Origin of the sequence: Collinsella sp. AF05-9 (genome assembly GCF_003465595.1) — a bacterium.
Taxonomy (GTDB): Bacteria; Actinomycetota; Coriobacteriia; order Coriobacteriales; family Coriobacteriaceae; genus Collinsella.
Genome location: NZ_QSBB01000010.1, coordinates 20440 through 40995 on the forward strand (window position 1 = coordinate 20440; position 20556 = coordinate 40995).

Annotated in this window: 16 protein-coding genes; 5 read left to right on the forward strand and 11 right to left on the reverse strand. The window is 58.3% G+C overall.

Features of this window, described 5'->3' with window-relative positions:
• Positions 1-129: 129 nt before the first annotated feature.
• From DWV43_RS04690 to DWV43_RS04700, 3 genes are read right to left on the reverse strand one after another with little or no spacing between them, the layout of a single operon-like run.
• Entirely contained in the window at positions 130-1038 is a 909-nt protein-coding gene (locus DWV43_RS04690) for a radical SAM mobile pair protein B (RefSeq protein WP_055252675.1), read from the reverse strand.
• On the reverse strand, positions 1026-1715 hold the full coding sequence (locus DWV43_RS04695) for a radical SAM mobile pair protein A (protein WP_117818010.1): 690 nt from the start codon (positions 1713-1715) through the stop codon (positions 1026-1028). Before DWV43_RS04695 ends, DWV43_RS04690 begins: the two co-directional genes overlap by 13 nt.
• Positions 1712-1912: a hypothetical protein gene (locus DWV43_RS04700; protein WP_089572807.1), complete on the reverse strand. Its 201-nt coding sequence runs from the start codon at positions 1910-1912 to the stop codon at positions 1712-1714. Before DWV43_RS04700 ends, DWV43_RS04695 begins: the two co-directional genes overlap by 4 nt.
• A 143-nt stretch (positions 1913-2055) precedes the next feature.
• Between DWV43_RS04700 and DWV43_RS04705 the strand changes: the two genes are divergently transcribed.
• Positions 2056-2406: a TetR/AcrR family transcriptional regulator gene (locus DWV43_RS04705; RefSeq protein WP_089572809.1), complete on the forward strand. Its 351-nt coding sequence runs from the start codon at positions 2056-2058 to the stop codon at positions 2404-2406.
• Positions 2407-2434: 28 nt separating this feature from the next.
• Here DWV43_RS04705 and DWV43_RS04710 read toward each other — a convergent pair whose 3' ends face one another.
• From DWV43_RS04710 to DWV43_RS04720, 3 genes are read right to left on the reverse strand one after another with little or no spacing between them, the layout of a single operon-like run.
• Entirely contained in the window at positions 2435-3283 is an 849-nt protein-coding gene (locus tag DWV43_RS04710; protein ID WP_117856212.1) for an NAD-dependent protein deacetylase, SIR2 family, read from the reverse strand.
• Positions 3271-3969: a hypothetical protein gene (locus DWV43_RS04715; RefSeq protein WP_117817642.1), complete on the reverse strand. Its 699-nt coding sequence runs from the start codon at positions 3967-3969 to the stop codon at positions 3271-3273. The genes DWV43_RS04710 and DWV43_RS04715 overlap by 13 nt, the downstream gene beginning before the upstream one ends.
• 3 nt (positions 3970-3972) lie before the next feature.
• Positions 3973-4989, reverse strand: coding sequence for an NAD-dependent protein deacetylase (locus tag DWV43_RS04720; RefSeq protein ID WP_117817667.1), 1017 nt, complete (start codon positions 4987-4989; stop codon positions 3973-3975).
• Between the two features lie 92 nt (positions 4990-5081).
• On the opposite strand from DWV43_RS04720, the gene DWV43_RS04725 reads away from it, so the two are divergent.
• The gene (locus tag DWV43_RS04725) at positions 5082-5642 is read left to right on the forward strand and encodes a TetR/AcrR family transcriptional regulator (RefSeq protein WP_117817644.1); all 561 of its coding nucleotides are present in this window, start codon (positions 5082-5084) and stop codon (positions 5640-5642) included.
• Between the two features lie 417 nt (positions 5643-6059).
• Entirely contained in the window at positions 6060-7349 is a 1290-nt protein-coding gene (locus DWV43_RS04730) for an ATP-binding protein (protein ID WP_117583295.1), read from the forward strand.
• Between the two features lie 99 nt (positions 7350-7448).
• Here the strand turns inward: DWV43_RS04730 and DWV43_RS04735 are convergent, their stop codons facing one another.
• The 3 genes from DWV43_RS04735 to DWV43_RS04745 form a co-directional block, all read right to left on the reverse strand.
• Complete coding sequence (locus tag DWV43_RS04735; RefSeq protein WP_117628862.1) at positions 7449-9689, reverse strand: DNA gyrase subunit A; 2241 nt, start codon at positions 9687-9689, stop codon at positions 7449-7451.
• A gap of 45 nt (positions 9690-9734) precedes the next feature.
• Positions 9735-11732, reverse strand: coding sequence for a type IIA DNA topoisomerase subunit B (locus tag DWV43_RS04740; RefSeq protein WP_117817646.1), 1998 nt, complete (start codon positions 11730-11732; stop codon positions 9735-9737).
• 152 nt (positions 11733-11884) lie between these two features.
• Positions 11885-13267, reverse strand: a complete 1383-nt coding sequence (locus DWV43_RS04745) for an ATP-binding protein (RefSeq protein WP_117655545.1) — start codon at positions 13265-13267, stop codon at positions 11885-11887.
• A 154-nt stretch (positions 13268-13421) separates the two neighbouring features.
• Here DWV43_RS04745 and DWV43_RS04750 point away from each other — a divergent pair, with 154 nt between their 5' ends.
• Complete coding sequence (locus DWV43_RS04750; protein WP_147346264.1) at positions 13422-13655, forward strand: hypothetical protein; 234 nt, start codon at positions 13422-13424, stop codon at positions 13653-13655.
• A gap of 90 nt (positions 13656-13745) precedes the next feature.
• Here the strand turns inward: DWV43_RS04750 and DWV43_RS04755 are convergent, their stop codons facing one another.
• Positions 13746-18113, reverse strand: coding sequence for a carboxypeptidase-like regulatory domain-containing protein (locus DWV43_RS04755; RefSeq protein ID WP_117817650.1), 4368 nt, complete (start codon positions 18111-18113; stop codon positions 13746-13748).
• A 155-nt stretch (positions 18114-18268) separates the two neighbouring features.
• Complete coding sequence (locus tag DWV43_RS04760; protein WP_199411399.1) at positions 18269-19273, reverse strand: helix-turn-helix transcriptional regulator; 1005 nt, start codon at positions 19271-19273, stop codon at positions 18269-18271.
• 296 nt (positions 19274-19569) lie between these two features.
• Here DWV43_RS04760 and guaA point away from each other — a divergent pair, with 296 nt between their 5' ends.
• Complete coding sequence (gene guaA, locus DWV43_RS04765; RefSeq protein WP_117817652.1) at positions 19570-20550, forward strand: glutamine-hydrolyzing GMP synthase; 981 nt, start codon at positions 19570-19572, stop codon at positions 20548-20550.
• The last annotated feature ends 6 nt before the right edge of the window (positions 20551-20556 follow it).

Here is a 20556-nt window from a genome sequence, read left to right on the forward strand (position 1 = left end):
TTGAGCGACCGCCTGTACTGCAGCGGGATCATCCGCCCGAGCGGTCCCTTAATCCGTCGCCCGTTGCGCCAATCGGCAGAAGCCACGCGTGGACGCTAATCGCTCGAGCGAATCGTCGTCGGTTTCCGTTTAACGATTTCTTTTTCCGCTATTATCTGACCCTCGGACTTCCTCGTGATAGAAGTAGTCCACGATCACCGGATGCCCCTGGGGGACTCTGCCATAAGGCATTTCGTTGTCCACAAAGGGGCAATCGTACTTCTTGGCCATTTCCTCGGCTTTTACTTCAAGCGCTTCAAAATAGCTACGGTTGCGCTTGTTATAGATCTCATCGTAAAGCGGTACGAGATTGGGATGTTTCTCGGCGATATAATCCAGGATCGCTTTTTTGAAACCACCCCGAAGATTGAGATTTTCGAGCCAAAACAAATCGCACCGATCTTTTACTCGCTCAAAAATCATCTCAAAATCCGTGATGCCGGGAAATACCGGGGACACGAAGCAGACCGTACGGATACCTTCGTCATACACCTGCTTCATAGCAGCGATACGACGCTCGATGCTCGACGCGGAGTCCATATCGTTCTTGAAGTTCTCATCCAGCGTGTTGATCGACCATGAAACGGTCACTCGTCCAAGCCTCTTCAGCAGATCGATATCCCGTACCACAAGATCGGACTTTGTGCAGATCAGAATATCTGCATCGCTGCCAATCAGCTGCTCCAGGAGTTTCCTGGTATTCCCGAATCGCTCCTCCTGTGGATTGTAGCCATCCGTCACAGAACCGATAACCACCCGCTGTCCAGCGTATTTCTTCGGATTCTTGATTTCCGGCCAATGCTTCACATCAAGAAAGGTGCCCCATTCCTCCTTGTGTCCGGTAAAGCGCTTCATAAAGGAGGCATAGCAATACTTGCAGGCATGCGTGCAGCCTACATAGGGATTGACCGAGTAGCCGCCTACCGGCAGGCTGGACTTGGTCATGATGTTCTTTGCTTCCACCTCATTGATGAGGATTCCATCGATCACTTCTGCCATGTTCTCTGCACCTCCAGCACTCTTTCGAATTCTTCCGGCAATTCCTGAATCATGTTTTCGTCCCCTATGACAGAGACGAGGTCTTCCTTCATAAACATTGGAATGCCAAGCGCGTGCGCCTGGTCCGTCAAAGACCATGCCCACTCCGGTTCCGTATGAACCTTCCTGCTCTGCGCCCCGGTCATAGTACCGACGACGATCCAGTTGATTCCGGAAAGGTCGACCGTACCGGGATCGTCGAATAGCGGCTCAAAAGTAACGAAGAAGTGATTTGCTTTGACGTTTTTCCGAAGGGCGTCGATACGCCACAGCTCCGCTTTCCTCGTCACCGTAACGCCGAACCATGCGTTTTCCAGGTCGGTATCTAAATCCAGCAAATCGGGTCTCTTGGTCAGGAACAGGAACTGATGCTGTGGATTCTCATGGATCTTTGCAAATACCTCGTCTCGCCATTCCAGCTTCCACCCGGAGAGATCGCTCATGCCGGTAAGGAGAAAGTTCTGCGGGCGTTTCTTTTCCATCATCTTGAGCTTGCTCGGGAAGAACGCAGGATCAGCGAAGTCGTCAATCATATGCCAACGTTTCACATTGTTACGGGCATAGCAATATGGACACCCCACCGTGCAGCCGATGACGATATTCATATTCTGAATCTGATTTTTGATGCAGATGCTCATAACGCCTGCCTACCTGCCTCTCCCGTAAACACGCAATCAGCTTCCCCCACCTTTCGGGCAAAAGCCTCGATATCTTGCTTGCAAGCAGCAGGCTCGCAATCGCTCAAATCGTATGACGTGCCGCCGTTTCGATAGACGGCCCGATGGGAAAACGATCGGCTGACAAGCCCGATGCCGAGCTTCTCGCACAGGGTCATCCGTGCTCCCTTTCAGCTATAAAAAACAGGTGTCTATAAACAGTATCCTTGTTGATTTTCGCAGGGGCAATGAACAAACGCGTGCACCTGTCGATAAACGAACAGCTACTGGACATTGTCAAACGACTCAGATTGGAGAGGCGATGGGAGAAACCAAGATCGACCGCCGGCGGCGCTACACCCTCTCGGTCATACAGGAGGCGTTCTTCGCGCTGCTGGCCGAGGTCGGCTTCGCGAAGATGACGGTGGCGGACATCTGCCGCCGCGCCGAGATCAACCGGGGAACGTTCTATCTGCATTACGAGGATAAGTACGCGCTGCTCGATGCGCTTATCGACGAGGCCCCGAGTTCGCCCATGCCCAGGAGCTGCTCAACGCCTATTCCGAAGGGGGCTTACTGGCGGTATCCGCTCTTCGCGATTCCGATAACCCATCGTGACCTGCGATTCAGGAATACCAGCCTCCGAGCCCTCTCGTTCGGAGGCTGCGGCTAAAACCTCATTGCGCGTCTACCGCTCCGCGTTACTCGCCACCTGCCCGCGCCACCGAGAGCAGGGCGCCCAAATCGGCCTGGATCGCCCCTGCCTTGCTTCCAAGCTGCAGCGGAGCCGAGCCGCCCGAGATGTTTACGCTCAGCAGGTGCGCATCCGGCAGCTTCGCGGTCATGCTCCAGAACGGGAGCGTGATGATGCCCGGGGTCATCTCGCCCACGCCGAGCTCCAGCAACAGCACGCGGCGATCGCTGCGCTCGCGCACGAAGCGCTCATATCGTCCGAGGCTCTCGCGCCATGCCGCACCCTGCAGAAACGTGTCGTCGCGCACCCACGGCACGAGCTGCCAGCCGCAATGCGGGTATCGGGGGACGTCCTCGCTGCGGATCTCGAACCCCGCCATGCCCGCGAGCATGCGCTCGACGTAGGGGCTCGCCTCGAAGAGCTCGTCGCAGCATGGCTGCTTGCACTGAAGGTGCGCGAAGCTTCCCTGATAGTTGCAGATCCTCTCGGTGGGAAACGTCTTCTCGACTTGGGTGTCTACATTGGTGCTCAGGATGAAGTAGTCCTTATGGCCGATGAGGGACCGTAGGTCGAGATAGGGCTGCGAGGCCAGCTCGCGCAGCATGAAGTCGATGTATCGCGCGTAGTAGGCCCATTGCTGCTCGAGGCTGGGGTAGAGGTGGTAAAAGCCGTCGAAAAGGCTCTTGAAGCCAAAGGCTTGCTGCCAGTCCGTCATTCCGGCGCGCGCCATGCCTGCGCGGTTGTAATGGTTGAACCCGGCGGCGCTTGACATGCCCGAGCCGATGCCGACGATGATGGCGTCGGCATCGTCGATAAGGCTTCGAAGCCTATACGCTTCCCTCTCTAGAGACGGCATTGGGCAATCTCCTCGAAAGCCGGGGTCATATCGCCGTCAACGAGAATCGTCTCGCACGAGGCGTCGGGCGCCATGGCCTGGCTGTAGTTGAACACGATGTAGGTGGCGTGCTCGCAGACGTTCGCGATCTGGGCGAGCATGTGCTTTATGATGCCGTTGCGCAGTCCCACGCCAAGTTCGAGGATGGCGACCCTGCCGTTGCGATGGGCTTGCACAAGGCGCTCGAGCTCCTCGAGCTGGGCCGTGGCGAGGGCGTCTGGATGGGCGAGACGCCGCTCGTCGATCGACGTGCGTATGCCCCCCTCCGTCTCGAGCACGCGGTTCTCGTTGAACCCTGCGCGTACGAAGTGCCCGTCGATATTGCACGTGATCACGAAGGTGTCAGCGTGCTCTGTAAGACGCCGCAGCTCGTTCATGAGCGGGCTGGGCTCATATTCGAGATATTCCTTTTGATGAAACCGCTCGGCCCATCGGCGTCGCACGCTGGCATCCGGGGAGGCGAGCCCCTGCAGTATGCAGCCGATGCCGTCGGCCTGAGCGAGGTCGCCGTACGCCTCTCGGAAATGAGCATCGGCGCAGAAAAGGTTGAGCCCCTCCGCCATGTCGAGTCCGTTGCTAGCGCCGATGATGACAAGATCCGCTTCGGCTAGCGCCCTGCCTATGCGAACTGCTTTCGCCGTCTCCATGCGCTACCTCCCCAGCGTCTTGCGCACGTCGGCAAGCACGTCGGCGATGTCGGCGCGAACGGCGAGCCCCCGATCCTCGATCGCGCGGGGGAGAAACTGCGTCTTGTTGTTTACGGCGATGTAGCTGGCCTGCGGTAACTGCGCCGTGAGGGCCCAGAACGGCTCCTGGATAAACGCGGGCGTCATGCGGCCCACACCCAGCTCGAGGAAGAGGATCCTCTGCCGTGCGTGCGCGTCGAGCCAGTCGGACACCTTGCGGTACTGCTCCTCGTAGAGTTCGCCCTGCAGGAAGTTGCCGTAGCCGCGAACCCAGGGGAACGCCTCTGCCCCGCAGTGCGGGCAGCGCGGCACGAGCTCTGTCGGAACCTCAAGGCCGTCTCCCATGGCCTCTACCATGTTGGAGACCGGCTCGACCGCATCCCACACCGCGTCGGTGCAACAGCGGGAGCACTGAAAGAAGCGGTGGTCGCCTTGGATCTCTGCCACTTTCTCCCAGGGATAGAGCTTCACAAACTGCGTGTCCTGGTTGGTGGTGAGCACGAAGAAATCCTTCTCGGCGAGAATGGCGTCGAGGTCCCTGTAGGGCTTGCGCAGCGGGGCGTTGAGCGTGGTGTCGAGGAAGGTGGCGAGGTATCCCCAGCGCGCCTCGGCGGTGGGCCAGCGGTAGAACGACCCCTCGAAAGCGCCCTTGAAACCGTAACGCTCGGCGAATTTGCCGAAATGCTTGCGATGGGTCGCGTTGTCCTCGTAGTAGAAGTCGCCGCCGCCCGCCGCGGAGAGCCCGGAGGCCCCGCCCGCCAGCACGCAATCGGCTTCCTCGATCATGCGGGCGAAGTCCTCGATTTGCTGGTCGTAGGGCTCGGGCTCGCGGTCACTCAGCTCATAGGGCGTGCCGCCGCTGCGGTAGGCGGCCTGAAGGGAAAACGATTGGTTGGTGAGCTCGATAACGAGCTGCTCGTACAGGGTCACTGGATACCTTCTTTCAGCTATTATAAACACGTGTCTATAAAAAGTATCCATGTCGATTTGCTTAAGAGCAATGAACAGCTTCGGCCTGCTGTCGATAAACGAGCGTTTGCCGGGCATTGTCGAGCGTTGCAATTGGAGGGGTAATGGAAGCGGGGAAGATCGATCGTCGCCGACGCTATACACTCTCGGTCATACGGGAGGCGTTCTTCGCGCTGCTGGCCGAGGTCGGCTTCGCGAAGATGACGGTAGCGGATATCTGCCGCCGCGCCGATATCAACCGTGGCACGTTCTATCTGCACTACGAGGACAAGTTCGCCCTGCTCGACGCGCTTATCGACGAGGCCTTGGCGGCGGTGCCGCCGCTCGAGGGAACGGAGGCGGGTGCCCTCTGCCAGCGTCCGCCGGCAAACGATGACTATTATCTGCTCTACTCGGATGACGACGCGTACGCCCGGGTGGCACAGCGCGTCGTCGAGCGCGGCGCCGAGCAGATGGTTCCCTCGATCATGGAGGAGACTGGGCTTTCGCGCGAGGATACCTATCTGCTCTTCGTCCACAACGTCCAGGGAAATCTCGCGGTCAACCGCCTGCTCGGTTGGAGGCGAGGGCCCGAGTTTGCCCACGCTCAGGAGCTGCTCAGCGCCTATTCCGAAGGAGGCTTGCGAGCGGTTACGACTCGCCATGATTCCTGCAGTTCATCTTGACTGCGGGTCATTTCAGGCAGGCGGCGCAGCTATGAACAAGAAGAGCGCATGGCAATCAGCACTAGCGGAAATGCTTGCTGCCCTTACCAAGAGGAGTGCTGATTGCCATGCGTTGATGCTACCGCAGACAATTCCGTCAGCCACCGCTTGCATCCATTTTGGCTAGCTCTGCATACCGAACATGGCGTTGAAGAGCGTGTTCTGCTCCGGGGTGAGCTGTGCAATGACGTTTTTATCGTTCTGCATTGGGCCCCTTCGCTGGCGTCTCGTGCAATCGAATGTAGCGCGAGTATATGAATAGGGGCGCATTCCCTCAAGCGCCGTATAGAACAATTTTTAAACGCAGAAAAATAACTGAAAACAAATTAATCCGCGTTAAAATATTGTCAAACAGAAGTTCATGAGGGAAGGTTGCGTATGCGTCGCAAGGCAGACGAGCTCCTTAGGGAATGGCGAGACAGGGCTGATAGAAAACCTTTGCTGGTCAAAGGCGTGCGCCAGTGTGGCAAGACCTATCTGCTCAGAACGTACGCCCAGGATCTTTTCGAATCGGTTGTCTACGTTAATCTTGAGAACGACCGGTCGGCGCGAGCGGATTTTTCGGGCGGTCTTGACCCTCATTCGATTGTGCGCGCGATCGAGGCTCGTACGGGACAGCGTATCGTGCCTGGCAAAACCTTACTGTTCATTGACGAGATCCAGGCATGCGAGGAAGCGCTCACTTCCCTTAAATACTTTTGCGAAGATGCTCCCGAGTATTACGTTGCGGCTGCTGGGTCGCTTCTTGGGGTTGCCATTAACCATCAGTCGTATTCGTTCCCCGTCGGAAAGACCGACTTGATCGAGATGACTCCACTCGATTTCGAGGAGTTTCTCTGGGCAATGGGGCACGATCAGCTGGTCGATGAGATACGCTCGTCATTCGAGTTAATGGGTCCTCTTGCGCCAAGCCTTCATGAAAAGGCGCTTAGGCTCTATCGACAGTATCTTGTTGTTGGCGGAATGCCCGAGGCGGTCCAAACGTATATCGATGATCAGTCAATCATTGATGTGGCCGAAAAGCATCGGATTATTCTCGACGGATATTCCGCCGACACCAATAAATATGCTGATGAACGCTTGAGCGCAAAGACGCGTGCGTGCTTCGATTCCATTCCACAGCAGCTTGCCAAAGAGAATCGCAAATTTCAATACAAGGTAGTGCGAGCGGGGGGCAATGCGTCTCTCTTTGGAGATGCTCTCGACTGGCTTGTATTGTCGGGTACGGTGGCGCGCTGCAGCCTAGTCGGGCAGATCGAAAGCCCTTTAGAGGCCTTCGTTAACCCTTCTGCTTTTAAAATCTATCAGGCGGATACAGGGCTGCTCGTCTCCAAGGCCGGTGCTCAACGCGCCGATATTCTTGCCGGCATCGGCGGCACATTCATGGGTGCACTTACCGAAAACTACGTCGCCCAACAGCTTTCAGCCATGGGCTATCCGCTGCATTATTGGGCGCGAGATAATCGTGCGGAAATCGACTTTGTAGTAGAGAAGCAGGGATGCTTGTCTGCGATTGAAGTCAAGGCGGGAGAGAACACAAGATCTCGAAGCCTGTCCTCACTTAAAAAGACCCATCCGGGCGTACGCCTTATCAGGCTATCGACTAAGCCCTTTGGAATGAATGATGGGCTTATGTCTGTTCCACTTTATGCGGCATTTTGTCTATAGGGATGATGCTGGTGTAATGCATGGGGCCCAGGGCGCAGCGTTTACTGCGCTCCGGGCCCCGCTGCTTAGTTAAACCATGACGGTTTGGTCGCCGTCGTCCTAGTCAAACAAACTCGGCATGTCGTTTTCCTTCATGAGGGCACCGGCAGAGGGCAGGCTCTGCGCGGTGAACTTCTCGGCCGAGACGCCGGCGCCAAGAATCTCCTCGGTCGTGCCGACAGTGGTGACCGAGCGGCCCTTCTTGGCCGTGAAAGCCTGGACGCCCTGCGTGTTGGTGGTCGTCTTGGTCTTGAGCAGCGACGTGTTGAAGTTCATCAGGCGGTAGTCGCTCGAGACCAGCGCGAGGTCGCGGTCTTCCTTGAGCACCTGCGCATACAGCAGCTTGCTGCCGCCGTAGATGGCGTTCTTAAGGCGCTTGCGGTTGGTCTTGGTAGCGTATCCAGAAAGCGCGACACGCACCACGCGGCCGTTCTCAAAGACGAACAGCACGTCGGCCTTGTAGTCCTCGGGGTCGATGACCCAGATGACGCTCTCGTCGGGTTCCATCTCAAGATCGGTCGGAAGGTACGAGCCCAGCTGGGCCGACTTGGTGTCCTCAAACGCCGCGACCTTGCACTTGTACACCTGGCTCTTGTTGGTAAAGACCAGCAGCTCGTGGGTGTTGGAGGACGGGAACTCGATAAAGGGTTTGTCGCCGTCCTTGTACTTGAGCGTGGTCGCCTTCTTGAGCACGCGGTCCGTCATCTTCTTTAGGTAGCCATCGCGCGAGAGCATGATGGTGACCGGGTACTCCTCGACCTCGGGCTCCAAGCTTACCTCGATAACCTCATGGGGCTCGATCCTGCCCGTGCGGCGCGGCATCACGTACTTCTTGTTGACCGCTGCTAGCTCGTCGCTGATGACCTTCTTGATGTTCTCCTCGCTGGAGAGGATCTCCTCAAGCTCGGCAATCTCGCCCTCGAGCTTGGCGATGTCCTTGGTGCGGTTGAGAATGTACTCTTCGTTGATGTTGCGGAGCTTGAGCTCGGCAACAAACTCGGCCTGGGTCTCGTCGATGTCGAAACCCTTCATAAGGTTGGGCACGACCTCGGCCTCGAGCTTAGTGCCGCGGATGATGGCGATGGCCTTGTCGATGTCGAGCAGAATTGCCTCGAGGCCGTGCAGCAGGTGCAGACGCTCGGACTTTTTGCCCAGGTCAAAGTTAATGCGGCGACGCGTGGACTCAATACGCCACTTGACCCACTCGTGCAGGATCTGGCGCACGCCCATAACGCGGGGATAGCCGTCGACCAGCACGTTAAAGTTGCACGAGAACGAATCCTGCAGCGTGGTCGAGCGATAGAGCTTCGCCATGAGCTTGTCGGGGTCGACACCGCGCTTAAGGTCGATGGCGATGCGCAGACCCGAGAGGTCGGTCTCGTCGCGGATGTCGGCAATCTCCTTGACCTTGCCCTCTTTGGAGAGCTTGACGATGCGCTCGATGATGACATCGGTTTTGGTGGTGTAGGGGATCTCGTAGACCTCGATGATGCGCTCTTCGGGAATCCAGCGCCAGCGGGAGCGGATCTGGAAGCTGCCAAGGCCGGTCTCGATTATCTTTTCCATCTCCTCGCGGCGGTAGATAATTTCGCCGCCGGTCGAGAAGTCGGGCATGGGCATGTATTCGAGCAGGTCGCAGTCGGGATCCTGCAGGTAATGCATTGTGGCGGTACAGACCTCGTTGAGGTTGAAACCGCAGATATCGGATGCCATGGCGACGCCGATGCCCTTGTTGGCCGAGACGAGGATGTTGGGGAACGTGGTGGGCAGCAGGCGTGGCTCCTTCATGGCGCCGTCGTAGCTGTCGACGAAGTCGACCGGGTCCTTGTCGATGTCCTTGAAGATCTCGGCGCTAATGGGGGAGAGCTTGGCCTCGGTATAGCGCGAGGCGGCGTAGCTCAGGTCGCCCGAATAGTACTTGCCAAAGTTGCCCTTCGACTCAACGAAGGGGGCGAGCAACGCCTCGTTGCCGGTGGCCAGGCGCACCATCGTCTCGTAGATCGCGGCGTCGCCGTGCGGGTTGAGCTTCATGGTCTGGCCCACGATGTTGGCGCTCTTCTGGCGCTCGCCCTTGAGCAGACCCATCTTGTACATGGTGTAGAGCAGCTTGCGGTGCGAGGGCTTAAAGCCGTCAATCTCGGGGAACGCACGCGAGACGTTGACGCTCATAGCGTAGGGCATGTAGTTGACCTCGAGCGTCTGCGTGATCGGCTGATCGGTGACCTCGGAGTGCAGGCCGATGACGTTCTCGGCGTTGACCTGCTTTTTCTTGGGCTGGTTCTTCGTCTTCTTCTTTGCCACGATTTCCTCTTGAACTTCTTATGGGCCGTCGTTATCGATTTGCTGCTACTGCAGGTCCAGCTGGTCCAGGTATTCCTTGCCGTGCTCGGAGATATGGCGCTTGCGGCCCGCCTCGTCGTTGCCCAGCAAAAGGTTGAACATGGTTTCCATCTTGGTGACGTCCTCGGGCTCCACCTTGATCAGGCGGCGCGTCTCGGGATTCATAGTGGTGAGCCACATCATGTCCGGGTCGTTCTCACCAAGACCCTTGGAGCGGTTGATAGAGCACTTCTGGTCGCCGATTTCTTTGAGGATGCCGTTTTTCTCGAGCTCGGTGTAGGCAAAGTAGGTCTTCTCTTTGCAGTTGATCTCGTAGAGCGGCGATTCGGCGATATACACATAACCTTCGTCGATAAGCGTGGGCACCAGGCGGTAGAGCATGGTGAGCACGAGCGTGCGGATGTGATAGCCGTCGACGTCGGCGTCCGTACAGATGATGACCTTGTTCCAGTTGAGGTTGTCCAGGTCAAAGGCACCAAGGTTCTTGATGCGCTTGTCCTTGATCTCCACGCCGCAGCCCAGCACGCGCATAAGGTCCATGATGATGTCGGACTTAAAGATGCGCGGGTAGTCCTCCTTTAGGCAGTTGAGGATCTTGCCGCGGACGGGCATAACGCCCTGGAACTCGGCGTCGCGCGACGTTCGGATGGCGCCAGCTGCCGAGTCGCCCTCTACGATGTAGATCTCGCGACGGTTTTTGTCCTTGGAACGGCAGTCGATGAACTTCTGCACGCGGTTGGCCATGTCGGTCTTCTGCTGCAGGTTGGTTTTGATGCTCTGGCGGGTCTTCTCGGCGTTCTCACGCGAGCGCTTGTTGATGAGCACCTGCTCCACAATCTTGTTGGCGGCGTCTTTGTTCTCGATCAAATAGGTCGAGAGACGCTCCTTAAAGAAGGCGGTCATGGCCTGCTGGATAAAGCGGTTATTGATAGCCTTCTTGGTCTGGTTTTCGTAGGACGTCTGGGTGGAGAAGCAGTTGGTCACCAGTACCAGGCAGTCCTGGACGTCCTGCCATTTGATGCCGCTCTCGTTTTTGTTGTACTTGCCCTGTTGCTTGATGTAGGCGTCGATGGCGCTGGTCAGAGCACTGCGGGCCGCCTTCTCGGGCGAACCGCCGTTCTCGAGCCAGGAGGAATTGTGGTAGTACTCCTGCATCATGAAAGTGCGCGAGAAGCACATGCAAGCAGTGATTTTTACGTTGTAATCGGGCAGGTCCTCGCGATCGCGACCGCGACGGTCGGCCTCGATAAAGAAGGGCTCGGTAAGGTAGTCGGTACCGACCTTCTCGAGCACGTAGTCCTCGATGCCCTTGGGATAGCAAAAATCCTCTTCGGAAAACTCGCCATCGTCGCCCTCGATGCGCAGGCGGAAGGTCACGTTGGCGTTGACCACGGCCTGACGGCGCATGGTCTCGCGATACCAGTCGTGGGGAATGCTAATCGAGGTAAAGACCTCAAGATCGGGGCGCCACTTGATGGTGGTGCCGGTGCGGTTCTCGTCGCTGGGCTCAATCTCGAGTGCCTTCTTCTTGGCGCCGACGACCTTGCCTTTCTTAAAGTGCAGGGAGTACTTGTTGCCGTCGCGCCAGACGGTGACGTCCATGTACTCGGAAGCGTACTGGGTCGCGCACGAGCCCAGGCCGTTGGTGCCGAGCGAGAAGTCGTAGTCGCCGCCCTGGTTGTTGTTGTACTTGCCGCCGGCGTAGAGCTCGCAGAAGACGAGCTCCCAGTTAAAGCGCTTCTCGGAAGGGTTCCAGTCGAGCGGGCAGCCACGGCCATTGTCCTCTACCTGAATAGAGCCATCGCGAAAGGCGGTGAGGGTGATGAGCTTGCCGTAGCCCTGGCGCGCCTCGTCAACGGCGTTGGACAGGATCTCGAAGGCGGCATGCGCGCAACCGTCGAGTCCGTCCGAGCCAAAGATGACGGCGGGGCGCAGGCGTACGCGCTCCTCGTCCTTGAGCTGGCGGATACTGTCGTTACCATAGTTTGCGGTGTTTTTTGCCATACTCGCTCTCTCGGTGCTCCTTTGCTGCGTTTTAGTCATATAGATAGTCAAGGTAGCATAGCCCAGGCCTTGGGCGATTCCAACCAACACGAATTCCATCGAACAATAGTTCGATTAGATAATGGATGCTTGGGATGCGGGTGGGGTCTGTCCTATTCAAACATCTGCGGCAGGTCGATGAAGACGGTTCGATCGCTTTCGTCAGCTTCGAAGCCCGAACGGGAGAAGAATCCGTAGCGATGGCACTTGAGCCCCGTTGCCTCGACTTGGGTGATTTCCTCGTCGACCATTTTTTGCGTGACGGGGGATTTGCGGAACTTTGCTTCGTAGAATGCGTAGCCCTCGGGGTCTTGCGTTACCACATCGAATTCGCCGCTCGTTTTGTTTGCGGGATCGTCGTACCAGTACTTGCCTATGGCATCGAAAGCCGGTTCGATCTTGCCAGTCCTGTTTTGCCGTACGAGGTATTGACGGCAGATCTCCTCGAACATATGTGGAGTGTAGTTTTCCTCGAAGTCTTGGGAGACGTGACGATCATAGAAGACTTCCGGGTCGAGCAGCTGACGCGCAGAAGCATTGCGGAAGACGTAGCGATAGTAAAAGAGCGAAAGTGGGTCCACCACAAAGTAGCCAGACTTGCGCTTATTCGTAGGGTCGTTGATGGGTGCACGCTTTTGGACGATTTCGAGTGACATGAGCTTGTCGAGTACGTCTGCCATGGCCGGACCGCTCGAGACGTGCGACTGTGCCAGCACGTCCCCCCAACGGGAGTAACCTTGTGCGAGAGCCCCGAAAACTTCGTTGGCGTTGGTCATCTTCGAGATCTCGGCGTTGAGATAGGACGGTACTTCGCTTTCTAAGCGGGCGCCAGGTTCTGTGACGAGCTCGATGATATTGTCGCGTACGCTTTGGGACTGATCGATGAGGCGATTGTAAAAGGGGATGCCGCCAAAAACGCTATAGAGCCGCACCTTGTCCTCGGGTGAGAACGCGGGATAGAACTTTGCAGCGTCAAAGTAATCCATGGGCTTAAGCTCAAGCGCGAGATCAATTCGCCCGTAGAGGGGGCTTTCATGCTCGATGAGAGATTTCATAATCTCAACATAGGAGCCGCACAGGACAATGTTTAAACGTGAGTCTTCCCTGTGAGCGTCGATTGAGGTCTGGAGAATGCTGTCTAAGCCTTTAACCGCATCTCTCAAGTAGGGGTATTCGTCGAGAACGAGGGTAATGTTCTTGTCTTTGGCTTGGGCAAACAGAAATTCGATGAGCTCGCGGATGCCCGTGAAGGCGAGCGGAGGAAAGCTTAGCGCTTCAGCAGCAAGGGCGGACAGACTCTCGAGGTTGTCTGCCTCGGAGGTTTGGCGGCACTCGTAATAGATCGTTGCGACGTCCGATAAATCGGTTAGCGCCTGCTTGATGAGCTCACTTTTGCCGACGCGACGCCTTCCGTAAATGAGAACATTGCGCTGCTCGGGCGCATTGAGTGTTTTCTTAATACGGGCGAGTTCAAGCTCCCTGCCAATGAATTCCACTTACTCGGTTCCTTCCGACTCGGTTTTGTCCGAGTTAATTGTATCGCATGAACAAGTTTATGCTCGAGTTTACTCGGACAAAACCGAGTCGGTTCTGTCCGAGTAAGTTTGAATAGCGAATCGAAATTGTTATGTCCACATGGCGATGGCGAACATGGTTTCCATAAGCGCCGCGTTCGCGCTTGTTATTGCCGCAATGCGCTGTATCGCTGAGGCGCAGATCGTGCCGCTCGAAAACGTCTTTTGGTTGGCGAACCTGGCCACGGGCGTGTTCTGCGGAGCGACGATTTTCGCGGCCACGTTTGCCGTCCTGTGCGCAACGTTTTTCACGGCGAAAAGACGCCGCGCCAAGCTCGAGGCTGAACTCGACTCCCCTGATGATATCTAATGCGTAATGGGCTGGCTCTGGGTATCCAGAACCAGCCCATTTTGATGTTCGATGAGCCGAGTCGGCGTCTCTCACAAAAGTAACTAGGAGCTAGCGAGGCCTATCCGATTTGACCTCATTGGCGGTGTCGGTTTCGAGCGCCGTGCGGCGGGCGCTGTAGGCGACGAGGCCGGCGCCTGCCGCGGCGAGTGCTGCAGCGGCTGCCGTAAGGGGAGCGTTGACATCGCCCGTGCCCGCAAGCGCGCCCGCTTTTCCGGAGCGCTTGTTATTGCCGTGGTCCTTGCCACTGCCGGAGTTACTTCCGCCGGAGCCGCCGCCCTTGTCGGTACCGCCGCCACTCGAGTCACCATCGCCGTCTGCCGTCATCGGGGCGTCGTGAAGTCCTGTCGCATCCGCGCTATCGCATACGCCGACCTGAACTTCTGAGCGTTCGCATGCCGCGTCGGGCACATGAAGCTCGTGCAGTACGGCACTCAGCGCCGAGTTTGCGCCTGGTCGAATTTCCTCGAGCGTTACGGGATCGAGCGCCACCAGATCACGCGCTTTCGCATACAGCGTTACGCGTTTGCCCACTTCGTCGCTCCAACACTCGGGGATGGCGAAGCTCATGCGGAACTGTGCCGTGCAGCCTGGTGCCAGCACGGCGTTTCCATTGTCGGCAACCAGCGGGTGCGTCGCAAAACGTGCGCCCAGCGCCTCGAGCGCGTACTTCACGTGTGCCATGTCGTTGGCCGAAGCGTCCTCGGCAAGCTCTGGATCGTAGATCGAAGCCATGCGCGCGTTCGCTCCGAATCCGATGGATGCGCTGGAGAACGGCTGGCTGGAGCCCTCTCGGTACAGATCGATCGTGCCGGCGGTCAGCAAGGTGTTGCCGTCGTTTCGAACCGTGACCATGAAGGATTCGCCTGCTGCTCCGGGCACCACCGCGCCCGAGGTAGCGACCGCGCCCGTCGGAGTGGCACATGCCACCAAAGGCACTTCGATGCCGTGCAGCTCTGCCTCGCTCTGCTCGGCACTCACAATGTGCGTGGCGAGCGCGGAGAGCATGCCTCCCGACGTCAAAAATGTCGTTATCTGATCGACGGGATGGTCCAGCTCGCACATCACGAACGGCTCCGTGAACAGATCACCTGCCAAGGTGCTGGCGAAGATGCGGAAGTGCTTGCCCATCACTGCTACCGGGTTGCCTTCTTCGTCGTAGGTTTGTCCCACCTTGCCATCAGTGTTCTCTACATAGAGCACGCACCTGCCGTTGTTGCTCACGCTAAACGATGCCGGGCCACAGCCTGCGGCACCCACGGGCTGCGTTGCAAATGCCGATGCGCCTCGCGTCCAAGTAATATGCTGCAGTTGCTCGTTGACGGTTGCCAAAAAGCCCGAATGTTGTGGCCACGGCACCGCACGGGGTACTGTGGCGTCAGGTGACATAACGCCCCAGCCCGCAATGGACTGGCCGATCACGGCGTACGATGCGCAGCCGCAGCCGTCTGCGGTCTCGTACGTAACGGGCACCACCATTTTGCCGTTGATATTTTCGGGCTCGCCCAGCTCGATACTCGACGGTGCTTGCGGAAAGCGGAGAACTTGGCGGAACGTCAGGCTGTCGCCCGAAACGTCCGACCACAGGGTAAAGCACTCCAGCGCAACCTCAGCCTCGCTGCCGAGCGCCTTTTCTGCGGTGGTTCCGCGGCGGTGGAGGTAGGCGCCCGACAGACGTCCGTCGACAAGTGTCTTGCCCACCGTGATGCGTGGGCACTGCAGGCAATGGTAGCCATCCTCTTGCAGGCGGCCGCGCGAGATGCTGCGCCATGACGTATGCGACACCACGCGGATCTCGTCATTACTTATGCGCAGGCGCACGACGGACAGTATGCCGGCTGTGCTTGCCGTATCGAAAAGGGTGCTGTCGCCGTCGGGGCGCTCGCCCGAGACCAGCAGCACGTAGGCTTCCTGGTTTCCCCTCCCGTCCGTATATTCCACCACGTCGAAGTCGTAATCGTATATGCCGTCGCGCTCCACGTCGCCCTCGCCAAACCCAAGGGGGAAGTCCACGGGCGTGGGGGCGGACCACGTGCCGTTTGCCCTTGTGTGCACCACCAGGCGCGAGCGGCCATTGTCGCCGTAGCACACCGAGGCGATACGGAACAGGCATTCTACGCCGGCAATCATTGCCAGCTTCATGTGGGCTTCGCTGAGCACGCCGGAAAACAGCACGTTGTCGCTCGAGGGTTTTATGCCGCCACGCTCGTCCTCCGACACGCCGGCAGAATTGGCGTTGGGGTCTGCAACGGCGTTCGTTGCCTGACCGATGTAGGTGTACTCGTACATCGGCGCAGCGTTCTCGTCGTTTTCCATCAGTGCGTGGACGAAATGCTCAACCTGTCCCGTGTCGTCGCTCTCCGCGTCTGCCTCGAGCTCAATGCGCGTGACCGCCCGGTCCCAATCGCGCACGACAGGCGCGGCGTTTACGGCAGTGGCCTTAACCTCGGCGCGTGCGAGCAGCTCGGCGTTGGTGACGATGGTGGCCGATGCGATAAATTGCGGCACGCCGCCCGCCTTGATGTCGCCGGCCGTGCCGAAGCGGGCATCCAATGTGTAAGGCGTATCTCCACCCAATGCGAGCTCAGAGCGCTGGAGCACATACTGGTTGCCATTGTTCACCGACATATTCCACGAATCGAGGAGCGTGGGCCACGACCCCGACCAAGCCTTGGTGGTCCACTTGAACATTACGAACTGGAGTATCACATCGACATCGACGTCTGCACCTACGCGCAGTCGCGGAAGCTGGTGTCCATCCGCCTTCTCGTACCCAATGAACAACGTGAGGGACGCGGCGCCGCGCACGGCAGACGAGGCGACGCCTGCAACGCCGGCGCCAAAGGTGACGGCAAGCCCGATCTGGATGGTGAATGAGCCCGAGGTGTTGGAATAGTCGAGCGATATGTTTTTGAAAAACGCTGCGCCGCTACCGTGTGTGTGGGCGCCCACGGCGAGCGCCAGTTTTGCCAGCACCCAGGGGTTGACGTTTAGGAAAAACGGCACCGGTCCTAGGGTAAACTGTTCGGTCCAGTTGAGGTCGGTTCTTACCTGGAAGAGGGCCTTAATATTGCCGTATGCGGGGCCGTTGTTGTCACTCCAGGTTTTGCCCACCCAATCGTAGGCGAGCGAGCCGTACAGCTGTGTGGCGATATCCATCGTGAACAGCAGCGTGCAATGGTGGCGAAGGAGCTTGGTGTTTCTTGGGTCGGTGCCCGAACCGGCACTCATGCTCTTGTACTGATTCCACTTCCCCTCCATCTCGTCGAGGTAGTGGTTTGCCTGCTTGGCACCCGACTCGCGCGGTGATTTCTTCCAGTACTCTGGATCTGGATTGCCCGAATCGTTCATATAGCTGGCTGGTTTGTATCCTCCGCCAAACAGCACGTATCCAGCAAACGAGAAATCAAAGAGGATCGGAAATGTGGGTATCCAGCACGTGAACTTATTGCCGCCGATGCCGGGAAACGCCGCGGGGAAATCAAACGGAGTGATCTCTTGGTCCATGGTGGTGGGAATGATGGTGGTCGAGCCCGATTCCGCCTTTGCGGCCGGCGCGGTGACAACGGCCATAGGGGATGAAAGCGTGTAGGTTTTGCCCTGATAGTCGAGGACAAAGCGCAGTTTGCACCCTTCTTCCAGAAGGCCCGATGCCGCGTCGAGAAACATGTCTTCGAGTGTGAACGTCGCCAGATTATCCGCGCCCGATGCGCTGGCCTTGATCTGACCGATCTGCGTGACGGTTTCGGGTGAGCTGCCCGCGGCAGACGTCACTTTGTTGATGCGCAGCGTTGCCTGTCCGCCCTGTGGCAGATGTGCCTGAACGGTAAAGGCGTGCGTATCGGGCTGCTCGTTTGCCGTGTCGTCTTTCGGCAATGCCATAAACGTGGCTTCAGCGTACTGGATGTCCCATTCGTCGAATGTGAGCTGGCGGAAGTACGGCTCGCCGTCGGAAAGCGGACGCGTGGGCGCGGTTATGGCGGTGCCGCCCTGAATGCGCGCAAGGGGAATCTCGACATCACGGTAGCCCGCCATACTAATGGAGATGCCGCCGTTAAAGTCGTACGCGTCAAGGAGCGTTGCCTCGTCCACGTAGCCTTCCGAAAGCGGCGCGACCTCAAAGATGGCCGTGCCTTCGTCGTCGGTCGTGGCGGTGAGCTGCTTGCCTGCGGCATAGCGTGATGTGAGCGTGACCTGGGCACCTGCGATGGGCGCATTCTTGTTGGCGACGTCGACCACGACCACACCAAACATGGTGCGCGAGAGAACGAGCACCTTAAAGGGACCTTCTTCGTCGGCATAGGCCGCGGTGGGCGCGAACGGCAGCAGGAAGGCATTTTCGCTTCCCGGCATGCGAGGCAACATAATGCTCGCTAGCGAGGACGCTCCGGCAACAAGTAACGAACGGCGATCAAGCATCTTGGACTCCCATCCCGCAAATATCGGTGGAAATAATCCAATTTTGCGAGAAGGCGCTTCGTGGCGGTAGTGCCGTTCGATGGCCAAAATGTCCAAATTGATCGAGCGAAGCGCCGGGTTCCAGAACGCGTTCGATGCGCTTGCCAGCCCGGTCGCTAACGCAACATATGCGCGACCAGCTCGGCGCGTGTGCCGATGCCAAGCTTTGCGTATACGCCGGATAGGCGGTTTTTAACGGTGCCCGGCGACACGCCCATATGGCGTGCGATTTCGGCGTTGGTCCACCCACGGCAGGCGAGCATGGCCATGGTGAACTCCGTGGTCGTTAGATCGTCGGCCACGTCCTCGCCCGAATCGGGGTTGTGGATGCGCCGCCAGCCGTAGCTGAATCGATACGTGATCTCGATGATGCGAGCGAAATCGTCGGGGTATTGCGATTTTAAGCATGCCTCGATAAGCCCCTGCAAAAGGCCGTGGTGCTCGCCAATGAGCTCGATAAGGCCGTCGGGACGCGCAATGTCCCAAGCGGCTCCGAAGTGTGCCTTTGCGGCGTCGACGTCTTTGAGACTCATGCAGGCCATGGAAGCCGACAGGTGCAGGAACAGTTCCGAGATCGGATAGCTTCCCTGTTTCATGATCAGGGCGTTTTCCGCCATACCTAGACTGCGGCCATATTCGCCGCGCAGGTACAGGGCATGCGCCATCACGTAGCTGGCGAACAGGCGCAGGCCTTCGGGCAGATGTGCCGCAAGCGGATAAAACTCTTCGGCAGAATACGGGGAAGGCAAGTGCAACAGGACGCTCGCGGCGGAGGCGAACAGGATATGCATGGCGTGGATGGCGGACGATTCCTCGTCGGCCGGCGTATCGAGGATGCCAGCAAGGCACCGGCGTGCGTCGGCGATACGGTTGAGCGACAGACTGGCGTATCCGCAGATAAAGCATGCGGAATAGCGCAGCGCGGGATCGGTGGCGTCAAGATAGGGGCGTGCTGTTTCGGCGGCGAGTGTGGCCTGTCCGCGAAAGTACAGCGCTTCTGCCGTGGCGATGGTGCGTGAATCGGGGTCGGAAATGCCTGCAACCGCAGCGTCAATCTGCCCCGGCACAAAGGCGGTGCACATCAACGGCATGGGGATGCGCGGGTAGCCATCGCAGTCCATCTTCCATCTCCCATCAGGTGGCAACACTAGCAGCAATTGTACTCCTGTTGCTCGGGACTGGAATTTGTGGGTATCGCCTACGATTATGCCGAACGTATAAAGGAAGAGTCTATTGGCGATGCTCTTAAGGTGGTTGTCGAGGCATGGCTGACCTTGGCATAAGGAAAAACTGCCGCCCCTGCAAAAAGCTCTGCCGAAGCGATGGGAAACGAACCTCGCTCTGCATATAATGAGGTCATATGACAGCGCGTTTGCATATGTGCGGCGCGTTCCATCGACCCGAAAAGGAGCCCTGCATGGATCCCAACAAGCGTCCCGACGATATGGTGCGTATCACCACTCCCGAACTTGCTCAGGCGTTCATCGACGAGCAGGTCACCGCAATCCGCGAGCAGATCGGTGACAAGAAGGTTCTGCTGGCCCTTTCTGGCGGCGTCGACAGCTCTGTTGTCGCGGCGCTGCTGATCAAGGCCATCGGCAAGCAGCTTATCTGCGTGCATGTGAACCATGGACTCATGCGCAAGGGCGAGAGCGAGCAGGTCATCGACGTGTTCCAGAATCAGATGGACGCCAACCTGGTCTATGTTGACGCGACTGATCGCTTCCTGGATAAGCTCGTGGACGTCGAGGAGCCCGAGGCCAAGCGTAAGATTATCGGCGCCGAGTTCATTCGCGTGTTCGAGGAGGAGGCCCGCAAGGTCGGTGACGAGGTCAGTTTCCTCGCCCAGGGCACCATCTACCCCGACATTCTGGAGTCCCAGGACGGCGTGAAGGCTCACCACAACGTGGGTGGTCTACCCGAGGACCTGCAGTTTGAGCTCTGCGAGCCCGTTAAGCTGCTGTACAAGGACGAGGTGCGCGTCGTGGGTCGCGAGCTCGGCCTGCCCGAGAACATGGTTGAGCGCCAACCGTTCCCCGGCCCCGGCTTGGGCGTTCGCTGCCTTGGCGCCATCACCCGCGACCGTCTTGAGGCGCTGCGCGAAGCCGACGCCATCGTGCGCGAGGAGATTGACAAGGCAGGTCTGACAATCTGGCAGTATTTTGCCGTCGTGCCCGACTTCCGCGCCACCGGCGTGCGCGAGGGTAAGCGCGCCTACGACTGGCCCTGCATCATCCGCTGCATCAACACCGTTGACGTCATGACCGCCGAGGTGCCCGAGCTCGACTGGGCGCTGCTCAAGCGCATTACCGCCCGCGTCACCGCCGAGGTCCCCGGTATCTGCCGCGTGTGCTACGACCTCACGCCTAAGCCTGTCGGCACGGTCGAGTGGGAGTAAGCTAAC